Source organism: Flavobacterium agri (genome assembly GCF_013401995.1).
In the GTDB taxonomy this organism is placed as follows: Bacteria; Bacteroidota; Bacteroidia; order Flavobacteriales; family Flavobacteriaceae; genus Flavobacterium; species Flavobacterium agri.
This window is the reverse complement of record NZ_JACBJI010000005.1, coordinates 229,503-248,341: the sequence shown is the minus strand read 5'-3', so window position 1 is coordinate 248,341 and position 18,839 is coordinate 229,503. Positions and strand designations below refer to the sequence as shown.

Sequence of the window (18,839 nt, the reverse complement as noted above, 5' to 3'; positions counted from 1 at the left end):
TTAAATTAATTGTTTTTCGTGTAAGTAGAAGTCCATGTGATGAAACCTGTAGCTCCACCTGCATTCGCCTTATAACGAATCTTGAAAGTGTTCGCGTCGATTACATGACCTTCGAAACCAGCGTAGTCACCTGAATCCATTGGAACACCAACAACTTCATTTGAGTACAAGCCAGCGAAAAGACCTTGAGACGGAACCGTAATCTCTCCACAAAGAACGTTGAAGAAGAAACCTTGATCTGGAGCTTGTCCAGGAGTAAAGGTACCTGTGTTCTGTGTTTTGAATTCATTGATGTCTACCTGAGTAATCGACTGATTTGTTTGAGTCGAAGTCGCATTGTTTGACTCTCTTACAACTTGAACAGTGTAAGTACCTTCCAAATCTGCTTGGCATCCTACGAAGTTCACAGTAAAGGTGCTGTTGTTTTCAGAAATGATGCTTTCATCTCCACCAGATACTGCAGTCAACTTGATTACAACCGAAGTAGCAACGTCAGCATCCAAACAACAAGTATTCACCAATATAGGGAAGTTCACGAAATCTGCTCCTGCAGGGATAGTGATCTGACCCGAAGTGTTTACCAAATTGTATTCGACACCTTCTGTAGCCGTACTACCTTCGCCCGTTACCGGATCAAATGGTACAATCTCATAGTTGATTACAAGCGGCTCATCTGAAGGATTGCCTTCGTTACCTCCAATTAGAATCACTGGAAATTCACGTTGAACTTGACCTTCATCGGCGAAATAACTATAAGATGTCGCAGCTTCCGGGAAACCTACGATAAATTGGTCATTTGGTTGAAGATTTGGTCCATTTGGCAAATCGTCGTCCGTACACGAGATAGCCGCAGCCATCACAATTGCTAATGCTAATAACTTTTTCATATATGTCAATTTTTATTGTTCAACTAGCCAGAATGGTCCTTGGTTGAAAATATCATCCAATGACAATGTCGGAACGTTTGCAGAGTTACCCACCAATTCTGTAGTAGGATAAAGCAATCTTCTTTGTCTGTGTGGTCTTGATGTTGCAGATCCAGCAGGAACTCCAGCCAAAGGAATCTCATCAATAAATCCTGTACGAGTATACTCGATGAATACCTCCATTGCGTTAGCACCAGTCAAAGCAACATTCTTTTGATACATGATCGCTCTCATATTTTGCTCGAACGTGTAAGCAGAACTAAAGCCTTTGCCAGGAACACCATTCACACCGTTAAGGTATGCTGTAGGGTTAACTGCACTCATTTGGACCATTGAAGCCTGAACTCCTGCATCAAAAAATGCTTGAGCATCTCCTGGAATGTATCCGCGCAAAACAGCCTCGGCTTGCAAGAAGAAGCTTTCTGAGGCCAACATCATGTACCCGTCTTGGTCTGCGCTAGAAACGATAGCAGCACCAAATTGAGAAATGTTTGGAGGGGCTGTTCCGCCGTTGTTTACAGAAACATCACCTTGGATAACACCTGCAACGTTTCCACCAACAAGACCAGTAAAGATTCTGCTTCTACGTGGATCAGGCAAAGTATTGTCGTTCAAATTGTCTCCAAAATACTTAGACGCTCCATACTGACGATAGAATGCACTACTGTTTCCTCCAACGTCAAAGAACAAACCGTAAACAGGGTTTTGCTGTTCTGTGTTCGCGTTAGAGTAACCTGGGTTGATGATTACATCGCTGGTTACAAAAGTAGCACTAGACAACTCGCTGAATTCTTGAGCCAAGTAAGTTGTTGTTTCAGCATCTGTCATTTCAGACTGACGAAGAAGCAAACGCAATTTCAAGGTATTAGCAAAGCGTTTCCAAGCTTGCATATCTCCCTGGAAGATAACATCTTCATTCCCGACAGCGATTGTCGATGATGAAGGATTATCGATAATATCAATCGCTTCTTCAATCTGAACCACCAAGTCTCTGTAAACTACCTGATCATCATCATAAGCAGGTGACAAGTTTTGGCTTCCAAGGTGCGCCTCAGAATAAGGAATATCTCCGTAAAGGTCAACCAAATATTGGAAATAGAACGACTTTAGGATTTTAGCGATCGCCTTGTGATTCTCGTAATTAGCAGCCGGATGCTTGATAATATTAGTCAAGTTGGCTGTACTAGTGTAAAATCCATCCCAAAGACCCGAATAAGAACTGTTTGTCAAAGCCAAAGAGAACTCTTCTGGGTTAGTCACCGCGAAAGCGTTAACGTTGAATCCCCAGTTATTCATGAAGAGATTCCCGAAAATCATACCGGTACGAGAAAAAGTTCTGTATGGTCCAGTTTCTGCAGCCGCCAAAGACAAATCCGGCGTGACCTGATCACCCGTCGGGTTATCAACTGGAGAGTTAACATCTAGGTAGTCGTCGCATGAAAATAACGACAACGCTAGTATAGGAATAATAAATTTTATTTTTTTCATTTCGCTTTTTTATTAGAATGTTACATTAACCGTGAAACCGTAAGTTCTTGTTACCGGATATTGTCCAACAACAGACAACCCTTGGTCAGCGATCAATGTAGATCTTGACTGCTCTGGATCGTTATAGTTACGGTTTTCTTTAGGCAAAACGACAAACGGGTTACGTGCATTGATACCCAATCTCAAAGCTGTCAATCCTAGACGATCCAACATATCTTTTTGGAAAGAATAGCTAAGTGACAATTCACGTACCTTGAATGCAGTTGCATCCAAAACGAAGTTTTCTTCCGTCTCAGCATATTCATCCTGGAAGTAAGAAAGGTAGCTTCCGTAAGTAGTACCACCAGTGATGATATTAGTGTTAGCTGTGTAAACACCAGGCGCTGATTCATATGATGAATTCGGGAACACGAAACCAGTACGTCCAGTCAAAGCAGAGTCATACAAGTGACCTGACCAAGACAACCATTGCTTGGTTGACGAATAGAATTGGTGACCAGTTCTGTAATCCATTGTAGCGGAAAGTTGGAATCCTTTAAATTGAACAGACGTATTGTAAGTAAGGATATAATCTGGTGTAGATTTACCTAAATTAATGTACTCTGTAGTTTTGATAGGGTTTCCAGTAGCTGGATCGATAATGATACGGCCTTGATCATCGCGCTCGTAACCGATACCTTTGATTAGAGGAAACTCTTCTCCTTTAACAGCAAATGTTCCAACATCAAGTCCGGCAGAAGCAAAATTCTGCAAACCAACTTCGTCAGCTTGAGCAGAAACTTCGTCAACTACAGTGATTGCACGTGAGTAGCTGAAACGGTTAGTCCAAGTCAAACCAAGGTTATTGAAATCTTTGGCCGCGATAGGCGTAAATCCAAGGTCAATCTCTCCACCTGTTGTATGAGCCTTACCGATGTTTGTTCTAAGACTTGTCAAACCTGAAGCGTAAGAAGGCGAAATCGCAGTAATCAAGTCTTTGTTATCTGAACGGAAATATGCTGCATCAAGAGTCAATCTTCCTTCGAAAAACTCCAAATTGATACCAACCTCTTTGTTGAAATAGATTTCAGGCTTCAAGTAACGGTATGAACCTGTAGTAGATTGAACGAAAGAGTTCAAATCACCAAAAGCATATCCTGTAGCTTGTACGTAATTGTCAAAAATATCAGCAAAATCAATTCCACCGTCGTTACCGTTTTTCGTCAAGTTGACATAAACTTTGGCACGACTAAGAACTTTGTTATCCTTAAGAGATTCGAATGCATTCGTAGGAACGAAAGACAAACCGACAGATGGATAGAAGAAACTGTTCGTTGAAGAATCCAAACGAGATGACCAGTCATTACGCGCAGTTGCGTTAAGGAACAAATAATTAGCGTAATCCAAATCAAGGTTAGCGAACAACGCACCTGTTCTGATACGGGTACGAGTGTTAGAAGCTCTTGGGATACCGGTAACGTTCGACACGTTGTAAACACCTGGTACAGTAAGATTATCACCACCTACAGAAGAGCTGCTAAAATACTGATCCTGCATGTTGTTACCAATGTTCAATTTGAAACCGATTTTCTCTGTAAGCTCGTAATCGAAATTAACGATGAAATCGGCATAGATGTTACGCGCCATTGAGTTGCTCGTATCAAAAGACGAAATCGTAGTCTGATCACCTCCACCTACTTTCAACAAATCGATGTACTCGTTAGTGTAAGAAAGAGTGCTAGACTGAATCTGGTTTACGTTGAATGTATAACGCGCACTGATGTTGTCATTGAATTTATAACCCAAATCAACTTGTCCACGGAATCTATCCTGTCTTGACTCATTGCGGATATTCTCGCGAGTCCAATATGGGCTGTTGTAATAAGAAGTCCAGTGATATTGGTTAAACGGACGCGCAAAACGCTCTACCGGAATGTTAGTAGCCGCCTGAAGCAATTCTCTGTACAATTCAGGAGAAGTAGTTTCAATTTTTTGAGTCGTGTAGCTCGCGTTTCCGTCGATACTCCATTTACCCAATTTCTTTCCAGCTCTGAAAATAAATGCGTTGCGCTTCAATTGATCTCCTTCTACAACGAAGTCAGTCGCTTGACGGTTCGCCAACAAGCTTGCATATCCATTCTCATCACCTGCAGAAATCGACACGCCATTTTGAGCGATCGTTCCTGTCTGGAAAAATTCTTTGATGTTATCCTTAATAGATCTGTAAGGAGCCATAACAAAACTACCGTCTGCTTGTTGCAAACCTGTCGGTCTCATTACACCGTCGAATTCAGCACCCCAAGCACCGTTTTCGTAGTTGATGTGTTGACCACTCCAACCTTGACCATAACGACGTTGACGTTGCGGCACATACGCCACTTCCTCAAAGTCAATTGAAGACGTAAGCTGAACGGTTGGCTTAGAACCTTTCGATCCTTTTTTAGTCGTAACGACGATAACACCGTTACCCCCTTGCTGACCGTATAGAGCCGCACCCTGAGCACCTTTGATTACGTTGACGTTTTCAATTTGCTCTGGCGGGATTTGTTGAAAAGCAGTCAATGACGATATAGCGTTATCGATAACAACCAACGCCTCACTCGATTGAGTAAGAGAGCGGTTACCACGCAAAACAACGCGCGTCGAAGAGTTTACACCAGTATTTGTCGTGTTGATCTGCAAACCTGAAACTTTACCAACCAATGCAAGAACAGCGTTTGGCTGAGCAGCTTGATTGATTTGTTCAGATTTAACAACAGCAGCGGAATACGTTTGCGCGTTCGCTTTTTTCTGAATACCCAAAGCACCCGTAACGACAACCTCACCAAGCGCGATACCACCCTCGGCAAGCTTCACATTAACAGAGTTGCTCGCCCCTACTTTCACTTCCTTGTCGGCCATACCTACAAAAGAGAAAACAAGAGTTTGCCCCTGATCAACTTTGATGGCAAACTTTCCATCAACATCAGTTTGAACTCCAGCCTTAGTCTCCTTAACGACGACGTTGGCACCAGGAAGTGGTCCTGAAGCATCAGAAACCGTACCCGTAACAGTCTTTCCCTGAGCAAAAGAAAGCTGCATAGTTAACGCTAATACAAGCGTAAAAATCCATTTAAACTTCGATCTCATATTAAATTTATTTGAGTTAGTTATTCCGCAAACTTCACAATTATTTCTTAAATAAACAAATATTACTTCGGATTAATATTATTTATTTTCAGCGAAAATCCTGTAAACAGTAACATTTCTGCAAATAACTATTGCATAGATGTATACTTTTGGAAAAGGTTGCGTCATTTTGCTAATTTTGCTGAAATTTTAAATTAATGTTAATCAGAAGGTTTTCAGAACATTTGTTCGAAGCTGGTACAGACGAAGCCGGAAGAGGCTGTCTCGCCGGTCCTGTAACCGCAGCTGCGGTCATACTTCCCGAACACTTTGAAAATCCTTTGCTTAACGACTCCAAACAACTTTCAGAAAAACAACGCGACGGATTGCGTCCGTTCATAGAAGAACACGCCCTTTGTTATTCCGTCACCCACCTCGACCATTCCGTCATAGACGAAATCAACATTCTTAACGCATCAATAAAAGCCATGCAGGAATGCGTCCTAAAACTCAATCCTGCGCCTTTACATATTATAGTAGATGGGAATAGATTCAAAAAGGTTGGAAACATCCCACACAATTGTATCGTCAAGGGCGACAGCAAATACCTGAGTATAGCCGCGGCCTCCGTTTTGGCCAAGACTTATAGAGATGCATACATGCTGAAGATACACGAGGAATTCCCGATGTACAACTGGAAACAGAACAAAGGCTATCCGACCGAAGAGCACCGCGACGCCATCCGCAAATACGGCGTCACGAAATACCATCGTATGTCGTTCAAACTTTTACCTGATCAACTGGAACTGGATTTTGAAGAAGATATGAGTTTTCAAGGAGTTCGGCTGAAAATAACGCGCTGAAATGTTTAAGGATTTTAGATTTCACTTCCTCGAGCGGAATTTCAGAAACATCCAATTCCACATTTAAAGACGTAACGCCCTTGCCACGAATCCCGCATGGGATGATATTGTCGAAGTAACCCAGATCGGCATTCACATTAAGTGCAAACCCATGCATGGTCACCCAACGCGAAGCACGGACGCCAAAGGCACATATTTTTCTTGCGAAAGGCGTTCCGACGCCAAGCCAGACACCTGTCTCGCCTTCACTCCTGTCGCCTTTCAAGCCGTATTCGGCCAAAGTAAGGATGATCGTCTCTTCAAGCAGACGCAAATACTTATGGATATCGGTGAAAAAGTTTTCAAGATCGAGTATAGGATAACCGACGATCTGTCCCGGTCCGTGATATGTGATGTCACCGCCGCGGTTGATCTTATAAAAAGTCGCGCCCTTCGCTTCCAACTGTTTTTCGTTGAGCAGCAGGTTTTCGAAATCGCCGCTTTTCCCCAAAGTATAAACGTGCGGATGCTCTACATACAAAAAGTAGTTCGGCGTATCTAAAGACAGGCCTTCGTTTTTGTTGCGCAATTTCGCATCGACGATCCCTTGAAAAAGTTCTTCCTGATAATCCCAGGTTTCCTTGTACGGCTTGACGCCCAAATCCTGAATGACGACTTTTTTATTCATGGCGCAAAGATACGCACAAAACAGCATTTTTGTTCTCTTTGTCAGGAGCTCGCAAATTCGTTCAGGTTAAGACCTTGCTTCGTTTTCCGTTGCAATCTTTTTGGGTTCCTCGACTGCGCTCGGAACCCAAAAAAAATTTTCCCCAACACAAACCATCCCTCACAAATCCTTCCCGAAAACCGTCTCAAAAACCATCTTTCAAAAATCAGCGACATTGCCTATCTTTGCCGCCTAAAAATCAGAAGTAAAATGGCATTATCAGAACAGGAAATACTGCGACGCGAAGCCCTTGCCGAATTGCGCAACATGGGAATTGAGCCTTATCCGGCCGAACAATTCAACGTGACCGCACTTTCCAAGCAGATACAGGACGATTTCGAATCTTTCGAAGGAAAAGAAGTGACCCTCGCCGGACGCCTTATGGGCAAGCGCATCATGGGTAAAGCCTCTTTTGCAGAACTCAAGGATTCCGAAGGCCGTATCCAGGTCTACATTTCGCGCGACGACATTTCGGACGACGAAGAAAAGACCGCTTATAATGTCCTGTTCAAAAAACTGCTCGACATCGGAGACTTCATCGGCGTGACCGGAAAAGTATTCAAGACGCAGGTTGGCGAAATCTCGGTCCATGTGACTTCACTCAAGATCCTGGCCAAAGCGCTTCGTCCGCTTCCGGTAGTAAAAACCGATGCCGACGGAAAAGTGCACGACGCTTTCGCCGATGCCGAACAGCGCTACCGCCGCCGTTACGTCGATTTGACCGTAAACGATTATGTGAAGGAAACCTTCGTGAAAAGAACGAAACTGTTCAATGCGATGCGTTCGTTCTTCAACGATCGAGGTTACCTCGAAGTCGAAACCCCGATTTTGCAACCGATTCCGGGTGGCGCATCGGCTCGTCCGTTCGTCACGCACCATAACTCGCTCGACATACCTTTATATATGCGTATCGCGAACGAGCTGTATTTGAAGCGTTTGATCGTGGGCGGATTCGACGGCGTTTACGAATTCTCGAAAAACTTCCGCAACGAAGGCATGGACCGCACGCACAATCCGGAATTCACGGCCATGGAAATCTACGTTTCGTATAAAGATTATAACTGGATGATGGATTTCTGCGAGCAATTGCTCGAATCTTGCGCGATTGCCGTCAACGGAACGTCGAAAGCGAAATTCGGCGAACACGAAGTCGACTTCAAAGCACCATACGCAAGAGTCACGATGACCGACGCCATCATCAAATACACAGGTTTCGACATTTCGGGCAAATCCGAGGCCGAATTATTCGAAGCCGCCAAAAGCATGGGAATCGAAGTAGACGAAACCATGGGCAAAGGCAAACTCATCGACGAGATTTTCGGCGCCAAGTGCGAAGGCAATTTCATCCAACCGACTTTCATCACCGATTATCCGAAAGAAATGTCGCCGCTTTGCAAATCGCACCGCGACAACCCGGATCTGACCGAGCGTTTCGAATTGATGGTCTGCGGAAAGGAAATCGCGAACGCCTATTCCGAGCTCAACGACCCGATCGACCAGCGCGAACGCTTCGAAGCTCAACTCAAACTGGCTGAACGCGGAGACGAGGAAGCCGGACAATTCATCGATAACGACTTCCTTCGCGCGCTCGAATACGGAATGCCGCCAACTTCGGGAATGGGAATCGGAATGGATCGTCTGATCATGTTTTTGACGAACAATTCTTCGATACAGGAAGTGCTTTTCTTCCCTCAGATGCGTCCGGAGAAGAAAGCGATCCAATTGACCGACGAGGAAAAACTGGTTTCGGAAATCCTGAAAGCGACCAAATCGCTCGCGCTCGATGCGTTGAAAACACAAGCCGGGCTCAGCGGAAAAAAATGGGATGCCGCGATGAAAGGGCTTTCAAAACACGGACTCGTAAAGGTTATCGTAGAAGGCGACACCAAGACCGTCGTTTTCCAACATTGACATTTAACACCTATATCAATCGGCAGATTAAGGCTTCGGTTTTAGTCTGCCGATTTTGTTTACTTTTGGCGCCAATAAAAAGAAAGACCTATGAAGATGAAAATCCTTTTGGCCGCTTTGATTTTTGGTGCCCATCTGCAATCGACCGCCCAAAAATTCAAATGGGAAACCGAAGCCAGGGCCAAAAATGAAAACGAGACCGAAGTTTCGCACGTAAAGGACGGAAATTACCTTTACCGCGTCATGTCGCGTTACAACGACAATCTGTTCAATCGCGACGTGACGATAGACACCTATCTCGGCGACAATTTCAAACCCGAAGACCATTACGACATCAGCGTCGAGCAACCCGCAATGGGAAAAGCTATGCTTACGCACATTGCGATGTTTCCGACCAAAGGCGAAAACTACCTGAGTTTTCTTGAAGAATGGGACGGAAAAACCAAAGAACGCACGCTTTTCGCGCAGCCTGTCGACATCAGCACGGGCAATAAATCGGAGAAGTTCAGGGTAACGGGAATTCCGGTCAAAAATTCGGAATATATCGTCGCACAATCGCAAGGCAGGAAATACTTTGCCGTGCTCAAGCGATTTTTCGTCGACAAGAAAGACAATGAGAAAATCAACCTCGCGTTGGTGGACGAGTCGGGAAAATTGGTAAAAGAGATTTCATATCAGACGCCTTATCTGAACAAAGCCAAATCGGACGAGTTCGAGATTTCGGTTTCTGACGACGGAAGAATCTATGTAGTGCGCAATATCGACCTCGCCAAACAGAAGCCTTTCCGCAATTTATACTATTGGGACGGAAAATCGGATACGATGACCGAAACCTCTCTCAAACTCGAAAACGACCATCAATTGTATTTTACTAAAGGCTGGTTCAACGACGGGAATTTCTATCTGCAAGGATTCGCTACACGTGTCGGATCGAAAGCCGTGCAAGTGTATCGCGGCAGCAATCCGGCGTCGGCTATATACGCGGCCAAATTCGACAAAGACAATAAAAACGTGTACACGACGGTGAATGAAATTGCCGAAACCGGACTTAACGTAAAGGACATCGTCCACGAAAACGGAAAAACCTGGATCCTCGCCGACAAACGCGTCGAAAACAAAAAAACCAAGCCCGTTCCCGGAAACGCGTTCGAGCTCCAGACCACTTACAATTACAACAACCTCGGCTATGCTTTCGCGAGACTGGACGACGCGACCGGAAAGCTCGATTTCTTCAACGAAATAAACGACGAACAAACGGGAACCGAAAACGACAACGGCAAATTCCTGTCGTGCCTGTATTTCATCCGCAAAGGCGAATTGTCGATCATGTACCAGGATCTGCAAAAATTCGAATTCGATGAAAAGCACAGCAAACTCGACCGTGCCATCATCATGGAAACATACGATTCGAGTGGAAAGCTCAAGAACAAGCAAGTGCTCAAAAACACCGGCCTTGAACCGAGATACGATTACGGAAACAGGCAATGGCTCGAAGATTTCGACCTCGATACTTCGGTTTTGCTCAAACTCAGCGACGACAAGTACATCGTGCGTTCGAGTTCAGGCTACAACGAACGATACGGATATCTGACATTCTAACAACAAGGGCTTTTTCAAGGCCCTTTTTTGTTAACGGAAACACAAATATATCGCTGACGTTAAACCCTTTGCGAAAGCATTCGTCCTATGCTAAACTTTAAAACCGAAGAAACAATAAAGAATGTAATGATGACCGTTTTGATCCTCGTCGGGAGCATCGGATTTAGCCAGGAAAAACACGAACCGCGACACAAACGCGAAAACCGTGTGGAATTGACCGCAGAGCAACGCAACGACCTTCGTCTGAAGCAAATGACATTGAAGCTCGATCTGACCGCTGCCCAACAAAAGGAAATGGCCAAGATCATAGCCGATCAGGAAACCAGAAGAGCCGAAGCCATGTCCAAAATGAAAGAAGCCCGCGACAAGAAAACGAAACCGACGGCCGACGAAGTCTACGCGATGAAAAGCAAAAGGCTCGACGCCCAGATTGAAAATCGCGCTAAAATGAAGAAAATCCTAAATGAGGAGCAATTCGCCAAATGGGAAAAAATGGACAGCCACAGAAAAGCCCAATTTAGAAAAGGCATGCACGACCGTCCAAAAAAAGGGCCTGAGCCACAGGATTAAAACACAAAAATAAATTTTGCCCTTTGGATTTAATCCGTTAGATTTGGAATCTATTTTTCACGAAAAAACAAATTCCAAAATGAAAAAAATACTCGCTATTTTCACGTTTATGCTGGCTTTCAGCCTTTCTGCCCAAGCTCAGGACAAGAAAGTGTCGCCAGAATCTAAAGGTCGTCAGGAAGCCGTCGAGCTTGTAGATTACCTAAAGCTTAACAGCTCAGACTTGGAGAATTTCAGCAAACTTTTCCAGTACAAGCACGAAATGATGGCTGATCCCAACCTAAGTGCCGAGAGAAAGAAAGAAGTTTCCGTTATCATGGAGCGCAAGATCGAAGGTACTTTGGAGCCTGCTCAAATGGAGAAATTGCGTGCAAACAAAGCGCTTCTCGAAAAATTGACTCACTAAGAGATTTCATGAATAAAAAAATCCCGCTCACAAGGCGGGATTTTTTGTTTTATAAGGTTTCGGCCACTTCGGCTGCGGCCTTTATCGTATCGTCGAGATCTTCGTATGTGAGCGCGTCGCATAAGAACCACGTCTCGTAGGCCGATGGCGCGATGTAAACGCCTCTTTCGAGTAATCCGTGGAAGAACTTGCGGAAGCTTTCGTTATCGCCTTTTGCGGCCGTTTGGAAGTCGTATACGGGATCGGCATCAAAGTGTACCGAAATCATCGAACCCACGCGATTGATCGTATACGCAATTCCTTTTTCAGACAAGACTTTGCGCAAACCGTTTTCGAGATAAGCCGTCTTTTCTTCCAATCTTTGGAATAGTCCGGAATCGGCATTTATCGCCTGAAGCATCGCATAACCCGCAGCCATCGCCAACGGATTCCCCGAAAGTGTCCCGGCTTGGTAAACAGGGCCGATCGGAGCGAGATAGTTCATGATTTCACTACTTGCGGCAAACGCGCCTACAGGCAATCCGCCGCCAATGACTTTTCCGAAGCACACGATATCGGCTTTTATCCCGAAAAGTTCTTGCGCGCCACCTTTTGCGAGTCGGAAACCGGTCATGACCTCATCGAAAATCAAAAGGATACCGTTTGCGTCGCACAGATTTCTCAAACCTTGCAAAAAACCTTGTTTCGGCGGGATGCACCCCATGTTCCCGGCAACGGGTTCTATAATGATTGCCGCGATTTCACCTTGATTCTGACCGATGATTTCGGATACGTTATCCAAGTCGTTATAACGCGCCAGAATTGTGTCTTTGGCCGTTCCTGCGGTAACTCCGGGACTGTTCGGTGTACCGAACGTGACCGCTCCGCTTCCCGCGGCGATCAAGAACGAATCGGAATGCCCATGGTAACAGCCTGAGAATTTGACGATCTTGTCGCGTTTGGTATAACCTCTTGCGAGTCGCACGGCGCTCATGCAAGCTTCCGTTCCCGAATTCACGAACCGGATCTTGTCGATGTTTGGCACCATACTCACGGCCAATTCGGCGATTTTGGTCTCGAGTTCCGTCGGCGTTCCGAAAGAAGTACCGAGTTTGGCTTTGGCAACAATCGCCTCGACCACCGGCTCATGGGCGTGACCCAAAATCATCGGACCCCAGGAATTGATGTAATCGATGTATTGCTTGTTGTCCTCGTCTGTGAGGTACGCACCTTTTGCGCTTTTCATGAAAATCGGGGTTCCGCCTACAGCGCGAAAAGCCCGGACCGGAGAATTGACTCCGCCGGGAATAACCTGTTCAGCCGCTACGAATAGTTGGCTGCTACGTTGGTATAACATTTTATTTTATTTTGAGATTCTGGCCGATTGAAATGGCATTGTCTGCCAAATCGTTAAGCCTTCTTAGCTCATCGACCGTAAGATTGAAACGTTTTGAGATGGAATATAAAGTATCGCCTTTCGTGACGACGTAATAATCGGAATTGTCGGCAACTGCCTGCGAAGTCTCCGCAACCGGCGTTTGACGTGTCGGAGCGATGTAATCTTTACCCAAAACGAGCGCGTCCTGTTTGTCTAGCTCGAATCGTTCGATAAGACCTATAAGTTTGTCGGGATACTTCGGATCGGTCGCATAACCTGCCGCTTTCAAGCCTCTCGCCCATCCTTTGTAATCGTCTTTGTCCAATTCGAAAAGCGAGGCGTAGCGGCTTCTTCCGGTAAGGAAAAGCGCATGGTCGCGATAGGATTCGGATGGATCTTGGTATTTGCGGAAACACTCCTGTTCCGAATCGTCGTCGTGGCGCACGCTTTCGCCTGTCCAATCTTTGTGGCATTTGATTCCGAAGTGATTGTTCGCAGACGAACTCAACGGTCCGGTTCCGGCTCCCGATTCCAAAATCCCTTGTGCCAAAATGATACTCGCCGGAATTCCGTATTGCGACATATTGCTCTGGGCAATGCCTTTGTAACGATCGATGTACGCATAAATCATGTCGTTCGTGACCTTGACACGTGTAACGGCTTCGAGCGTTTGGGTGTCGCCCGATGCGGTTTTGGTTTTGTCTGACGGTCTCGTAACAGGCTTTGTCGTTCTCGGTTTGCGCGTAGCGGCGGTAGACGTTTGTTTGCGCACGACCGGCCTTGAACTCGACGACGTTTGTTTTTGCGAACCGCAGCTCGCCAATAAAAGGATGGTTAAAAGAAATAAGAGCTTCTTAGCCATGTGATAGTATGTGTAGGTTCTTGTTTTTCAATCGTTGGTTCATTCCGGCAATTCCCTGTAATCCGCCCGTGTGGATAGCGAGGATTTTCGTGCCAGGAGCGAATCGTCCTTTGGCGATCATATCCTCAAGGCCGAACAACATCTTACCCGTATAAACGGGGTCGAGCTGTATTTTATTTTCGTCGTAAAACCGATTTATGAATCCGATGAGCGCTGCATCGACCTTTGCGTATCCGCCAAAATGGTAATCGATTATGATTTCCCAATTGGTTTTGGTTGAAAAACGGGTTATGTTTTCGGAATCAAAATCGCCTTTAAGAGCCGAAAAACCCAACACTTTCTGGTTTTGGGCCGAGGCGTTGACCAATCCGGCCAACGTGCCTCCGGTTCCGACGGCGCTGCAAATATAGTCAAACTCGAAATCTTGCGTATCGAGAATTTCTTCACAGCCCTTGACGGCCAATGTGTTCGTCCCGCCTTCGGGCAAAACGAAAACATCGCCAAACCTTGATTCTAGTGTATCCAGAAATGCCTCTTCCGATTTCAGTCGGTAATCCTGTCTGTTGATAAACTCGAGCCGCATGCCGTTTTGTGAGGCAAAAGTCAGCGTCGGATTATTTTGTATTTGCGAAGCGAGTTCCTCTCCTCGGATAATGCCGATTGTTTTGAAGCCGTATTCCTTACCTGCAGCGGCTACGGCGGCGATGTGATTGGAAAAAGCACCTCCGAAAGTTAACAAGGTTTGCTTGCCTTGAAGTTTAGCCGCCTCGAGATTGTACTTGAGCTTGCGAAATTTGTTCCCGGAAATCGTCGGATGCAGCAAATCTTCGCGCTTCACGAACAAACGCACATCGGTAGAAGCCAATTTTATTTCCTGATTCGCGATCACGACGCAAAATTACCCATAAAAAAAGCAGCCCGTAAGCTGCTCTGTGTTAATTATTGGTTCTGTAAACCGATATTTTCTGTCCTATATCGCGATTGTCGGCCGTTATGATTTTCACTATATAAACCGCCTCGCTAAGACCGTCGGTAGAAAAACTGTATTCGCCCAAAGCGCCTAGTTTGGCCTTTTCGAATATAAGCCTGCCCGCCATGTCATACAGCATCACGTTCTTGATTTCGTAATGGTTCGGATTCGAGATATTGAGTTCTTGTTTCGGATTATTCTGTACGATAGAAAAACTGTCGGCATCCAGATGCGGCGTACTCAAAGCGCTATCGGTGAATGTGAGCTCGAAACGGTCGGTGTTTGTTCCTGCCGGCATCGTCACTTCGTAAACCGCGTTCGTAATCTCGAAATACGTTTCGTTGAGTTTATCGTGTACGTACACGTGCTGCGCCCCGTCAAAATTGATCATTTCGTTCATCGTGATCTGGAACGTCGTCTGCACATTATTCCTAAGACCTAACGGAAGCGTTTTATTGATGTTGAAATCGATGACCGAAATAAGGTACTCGCGGTTGTCCATCGCAAAATACATATCGATCGCATTCGCATCTCCCGATTGGGCGTCCATCGCATGATCCGGCCCGTCGGTGGCGGCAGGATCGAAAGCGGCTACCAGCGAACGGATGCCATGACCCACTTTAGCGGAAAAACGGATTTGTGGAACAGGAGCCGTACTGACCGTTGTATAATCGAATCCGGCGACGTTCGGGATTTCGGGCAAATTCGGATATCCCACGGTAGATACGGAGTTCAAAGAAGCCGGTCTTTCGAAAGTAGACAAAGTCGGGTCTTCTTTCTGGAAAACGCGGTATTCGTTTTTCATCGTAACCGTCGGGCCAGCACCGTTTCCGACAATCATGAAGCCTTGTCCGACCGGACTGAAATAACGCGTGTAATTGCCTCCCGTTCCGGTAGATCCGGGAATCAAAGTCCCGCTGATGTCGTAATTATAGAAAACCGCCGGCGTATAAATGCCCGGGCCCATCATGGTCACCGGTGAATATGCGCCGTAACCGCCAGAATATCCGACCAAAACGTGTGTGTTCAATGTCTTATCCTGTTCCCAGAAATAAGCGATTCCCGTAGAATTCGTCGCATTCGTAAGGAATTGGGAAAGATTGATAGCCGAAGGATATGGGTTTCCCGTAAGCGTCCATTGGTCTAAAGCCACACTAATGTTGATATCCCCGTCATTCGGTTTCCCACGGAAATCATAACGCTGGTTTGCGCCTGGGTTATTTTGAACGCCTTGCACCGTGGTCGCATCCGAACCAGCCGTACCTTTCATCGTAAAACCTTGTCCGGCGGCCAAAGTCGAGGCCGAATTCACGGCAACCCATTGGGAATAATTGTTCGAGGTAATGAACTTGTAAATCCAATATGGTGATATCGAAAGCGGATTTGACTGTCCATTAAGATTATTCATCGGAAGAATAGTTGCGGCATTGCTCGTAATCAATCCAGTCGGCTGGTTGAGCATCGTGATCCCGAAATTCTCGTTCCCCGATGTGGCCGATGCGTTTCCGACAGGCGAACACCAATAATTATACTCAAAATTATCGACGGTACCTTCCTGGAAAACCGAAAGCTTCCCAGCTCCCGAATTCGTAGAAGTACCGCTTACACCTTGAAGCAATTGCGAACCATTGCGCAAATAAAGATTCCCGCTGTTTTGTAGGTTGACATCTTGCTTGACGAACACCAACTGGTCGTTGGCATACACGTAGCTGTTGGGACTGACGTAAAGTTGGGCGAACGATCCGGCAGACAACAGCATCACAAGAAAAGTAATGGTCTTTTTCATGGGAAGAAAATTTTTACTAAAGTACAACATTACGCCCTTAAAATCAGCATTTTCCAAAACAAAATCTTACGAAAACCTGATTTTTAGGCCTTTGTCGAGTTTCAACGTCGTTCATCGATTTTATGGTGTAAGGATTTTAGTAACAGATAATTTTATTATACAACTCACTATAATTGAAAGGATTATGAAGAAGAACTATCCCCTTTTGTGTTACGCCTTGTTTTTCGTATCGATGAACGTCATGGCGCAAGTCGGTGTAGGCACCACGGTTCCTCAAGGTGCTTTGGATATTACATCGGTAACGAACGGTATTTTGATACCGCGTGTGAACCTCACTGCAAAAAACGCATCCGCACCCGTCGTAAACCCTAACGGAGGCGGAACTCCGATTGACGGGACGCTTGTCTGGAACATTGCTACATCTGGAGTTTCGCCCAATAACGTCACGCCCGGATTTTACTACTGGCAAGGCACTTCCTGGAAAGAAATAGGAAGCGCAACGACCAACCAATGGGCACTTTTGGGAAATTCAGGAACGACTGCGGGAACGAATTTTATCGGTACGACAGATGGCCAAGACATACGATTCAAGACCAATTCGAACGACCGTTTTAACATCAGCAATACGTTGGGAACGCTGCAATCTTACGGCACGGGTTCGGTAAACGGCCCAAGTTACAGCTGGACAGGAAGCACGAATACCGGGATGTTCATGCCGGCGACTTCCAATATCGGTTTTGCGACGAATGGGACGGAAAAGCTCCGCATCCCGAACGCCATGCAAGTCTACGCCATGGGATTGGGAAGCACGGGCGCGCCTTTCTATTCGTTCAACGCAGACCCGGACACAGGCATTTGGAGTTCCGGGGCAAACACGCTCAACTTCTCGACAGCGGCAACCGAACGCATGCGCATCCTATCGACAGGGCAAGTAGGCGTAAACACGACCGCTCCCGATGCAGTCGATTTATTTACGGCTACGGCTACAGCCACGTACAACTACGGCATCAACGGCTATAACAACCAAACATCAGGCTCTGCCATTTATGCCGAAGCTTCGAATACGGGCACTTCTTATTCCGCTCTCGAAGGAACTACCTATTCCGGAGTAGGATCGGGAATTTTGGGCAACAGTTTCGGCGCGGCTACCGGAACGAATACGCCAACCGGTGTGACCGGACAATACACGGGCTCATCCACGACAGGCGTAAGGATCGGCGTAAGCGGCTATTCCGGAAACGGCTCGGGCAATCGTCAAATTGGCGTGCAGGGCAATTACAATGGTTTCGGATACGGAATCGGCCTTATGGGAATCGGGTTCGGCGGCGGCGTGCCTACGGGAAACAACGATATCGCGGTAGTCGGATGGCGTGCGAACAATTCCAATTACAGCGGTTATTTCAACGGAAACCACGTCATCGCAAACGGTACGAAATCGGCCAGTGTAGGTACGAGCAAAGGAAACCAATTGCTTTACGTGACCGAAACGCCCGGAGTTTGGTTCGAGGATATCGGACGCGCGCGACTTGTGAACGGATCGGTCGAAATAAAACTCGATCCGATGTTTATCGAAACCGTTTTTATAGACGACACGCATCCGATGAGTGTCTTTCTTCAGGAAGAAGGCGATTCGAACGGTCTTTACGTGACAATAGGAAAAGACGGATTTACCGTGAAAGAGAAAAACGGCGGCACATCGAACATCGCATTTTCATATCGCATCATGGCAAAACGCCTGAATTTCCAAGACCACAGATTCGGGAACGATCCCGTTTGGGGCGAAGGAGACACGCGAAAATACAGCCAATACGCGACGCCTCCGCCTGTCGATTACAATGAGAACGTGAAATTTCAGGAAGAGCAGAAACGCAATTACAAGCCTGCCGAAATGCCTGCCGGATTCACGACTTATGTAGAAACACAAAATCAGGCGAAAAAAATCAGTTCGCGCCCTAAGAAAAACGAGACCAAATAATCACAGATAGCTTATAAACTTCCATAAAGCCCGCGATTTCAAATAGTCCGGGCTTTTTTCGTTGGCATAGGCTTCACGTTCGAAACAGATGTTCCTATAAGCCAACTTCCGATCGCGATACTGGATCAAACGCAGCAAATATTCAAATCCGTACCACAAAAAGAAAGGCAACACAAGCAATTCGCGTTGTTGAAAAAGATGGATGCGTTCGTGGTTGAGCAAAACGGCATTGTCGCGACCTTTTTCCGACCCGAGCAACACGAACGGAAACAGCGTCAACCCCACAAAACCCTTCGGAATTAAATATTTCGCAACGATAACTATCATTGCTTT

The 18,839-nt window shown here is 46.0% G+C and carries 15 protein-coding genes; 6 read left to right on the top strand and 9 right to left on the bottom strand.

Annotation, left to right across the window (positions count from 1 at the left end):
- Positions 1–5: 5 nt before the first annotated feature.
- From HZF10_RS13150 to HZF10_RS13140, 3 genes are read right to left on the bottom strand one after another with little or no spacing between them, the layout of a single operon-like run.
- Positions 6–887: a hypothetical protein gene (locus HZF10_RS13150; RefSeq protein WP_176006680.1), complete on the bottom strand. Its 882-nt coding sequence runs from the start codon at positions 885–887 to the stop codon at positions 6–8.
- A 12-nt stretch (positions 888–899) separates the two neighbouring features.
- Positions 900–2,414: a SusD/RagB family nutrient-binding outer membrane lipoprotein gene (locus HZF10_RS13145; protein ID WP_176006679.1), complete on the bottom strand. Its 1,515-nt coding sequence runs from the start codon at positions 2,412–2,414 to the stop codon at positions 900–902.
- A gap of 12 nt (positions 2,415–2,426) precedes the next feature.
- A complete protein-coding gene (locus HZF10_RS13140) occupies positions 2,427–5,522 on the bottom strand; it encodes a SusC/RagA family TonB-linked outer membrane protein (protein WP_176006678.1) in 3,096 nt (1,031 codons plus the stop codon).
- 197 nt (positions 5,523–5,719) lie between these two features.
- Here HZF10_RS13140 and rnhB point away from each other — a divergent pair, with 197 nt between their 5' ends.
- Positions 5,720–6,364, top strand: coding sequence for a ribonuclease HII (rnhB, locus tag HZF10_RS13135; protein WP_176006677.1), 645 nt, complete (start codon positions 5,720–5,722; stop codon positions 6,362–6,364).
- Here rnhB and lipB read toward each other — a convergent pair.
- On the bottom strand, positions 6,282–7,031 hold the full coding sequence (lipB, locus tag HZF10_RS13130; RefSeq protein WP_176006676.1) for a lipoyl(octanoyl) transferase LipB: 750 nt from the start codon (positions 7,029–7,031) through the stop codon (positions 6,282–6,284). The two genes, rnhB and lipB, sit on opposite strands and share 83 nt — an antisense overlap.
- Before the next feature lie 249 nt (positions 7,032–7,280).
- Here lipB and lysS point away from each other — a divergent pair, with 249 nt between their 5' ends.
- From lysS to HZF10_RS13110, 4 genes are all read left to right on the top strand, one after another.
- A complete protein-coding gene (gene lysS / locus HZF10_RS13125) occupies positions 7,281–8,981 on the top strand; it encodes a lysine--tRNA ligase (RefSeq protein WP_176006675.1) in 1,701 nt (566 codons plus the stop codon).
- Positions 8,982–9,071: 90 nt separating this feature from the next.
- A complete protein-coding gene (locus HZF10_RS13120; protein ID WP_176006674.1) occupies positions 9,072–10,580 on the top strand; it encodes a hypothetical protein in 1,509 nt (502 codons plus the stop codon).
- 126 nt (positions 10,581–10,706) lie between these two features.
- Positions 10,707–11,150: a hypothetical protein gene (locus HZF10_RS13115; RefSeq protein ID WP_176006673.1), complete on the top strand. Its 444-nt coding sequence runs from the start codon at positions 10,707–10,709 to the stop codon at positions 11,148–11,150.
- 79 nt (positions 11,151–11,229) lie between these two features.
- Positions 11,230–11,556, top strand: a complete 327-nt coding sequence (locus HZF10_RS13110) for a hypothetical protein (RefSeq protein WP_176006672.1) — start codon at positions 11,230–11,232, stop codon at positions 11,554–11,556.
- Between the two features lie 49 nt (positions 11,557–11,605).
- On the opposite strand, the gene hemL is transcribed toward HZF10_RS13110, so the two are convergent.
- The 4 genes from hemL to HZF10_RS13090 are packed head-to-tail and all read right to left on the bottom strand — an operon-like array spanning position 11,606 to position 16,531.
- Positions 11,606–12,892 carry a glutamate-1-semialdehyde 2,1-aminomutase gene (gene hemL / locus HZF10_RS13105; RefSeq protein WP_176006671.1) on the bottom strand — a complete coding sequence of 429 codons (1,287 nt, stop codon included), beginning with the start codon at positions 12,890–12,892 and terminating at the stop codon, positions 11,606–11,608.
- Position 12,893: 1 nt separating this feature from the next.
- On the bottom strand, positions 12,894–13,775 hold the full coding sequence (locus HZF10_RS13100; protein WP_176006670.1) for a glucosaminidase domain-containing protein: 882 nt from the start codon (positions 13,773–13,775) through the stop codon (positions 12,894–12,896).
- Positions 13,768–14,661 carry a 1-aminocyclopropane-1-carboxylate deaminase/D-cysteine desulfhydrase gene (locus HZF10_RS13095; protein WP_176006715.1) on the bottom strand — a complete coding sequence of 298 codons (894 nt, stop codon included), beginning with the start codon at positions 14,659–14,661 and terminating at the stop codon, positions 13,768–13,770. The genes HZF10_RS13100 and HZF10_RS13095 overlap by 8 nt, the downstream gene beginning before the upstream one ends.
- 49 nt (positions 14,662–14,710) lie before the next feature.
- On the bottom strand, positions 14,711–16,531 hold the full coding sequence (locus HZF10_RS13090) for a DUF8693 domain-containing protein (protein ID WP_176006669.1): 1,821 nt from the start codon (positions 16,529–16,531) through the stop codon (positions 14,711–14,713).
- Between the two features lie 184 nt (positions 16,532–16,715).
- Between HZF10_RS13090 and HZF10_RS13085 the strand changes: the two genes are divergently transcribed.
- Positions 16,716–18,506 carry a phage tail-like protein gene (locus HZF10_RS13085; protein WP_176006668.1) on the top strand — a complete coding sequence of 597 codons (1,791 nt, stop codon included), beginning with the start codon at positions 16,716–16,718 and terminating at the stop codon, positions 18,504–18,506.
- On the opposite strand, the gene HZF10_RS13080 is transcribed toward HZF10_RS13085, so the two are convergent.
- Positions 18,507–18,833 (bottom strand): hypothetical protein, encoded by a 327-nt coding sequence (locus HZF10_RS13080; protein ID WP_176006714.1) that lies wholly within the window; start codon positions 18,831–18,833, stop codon positions 18,507–18,509. It abuts the gene before it with no gap.
- Positions 18,834–18,839 lie beyond the last annotated feature (6 nt).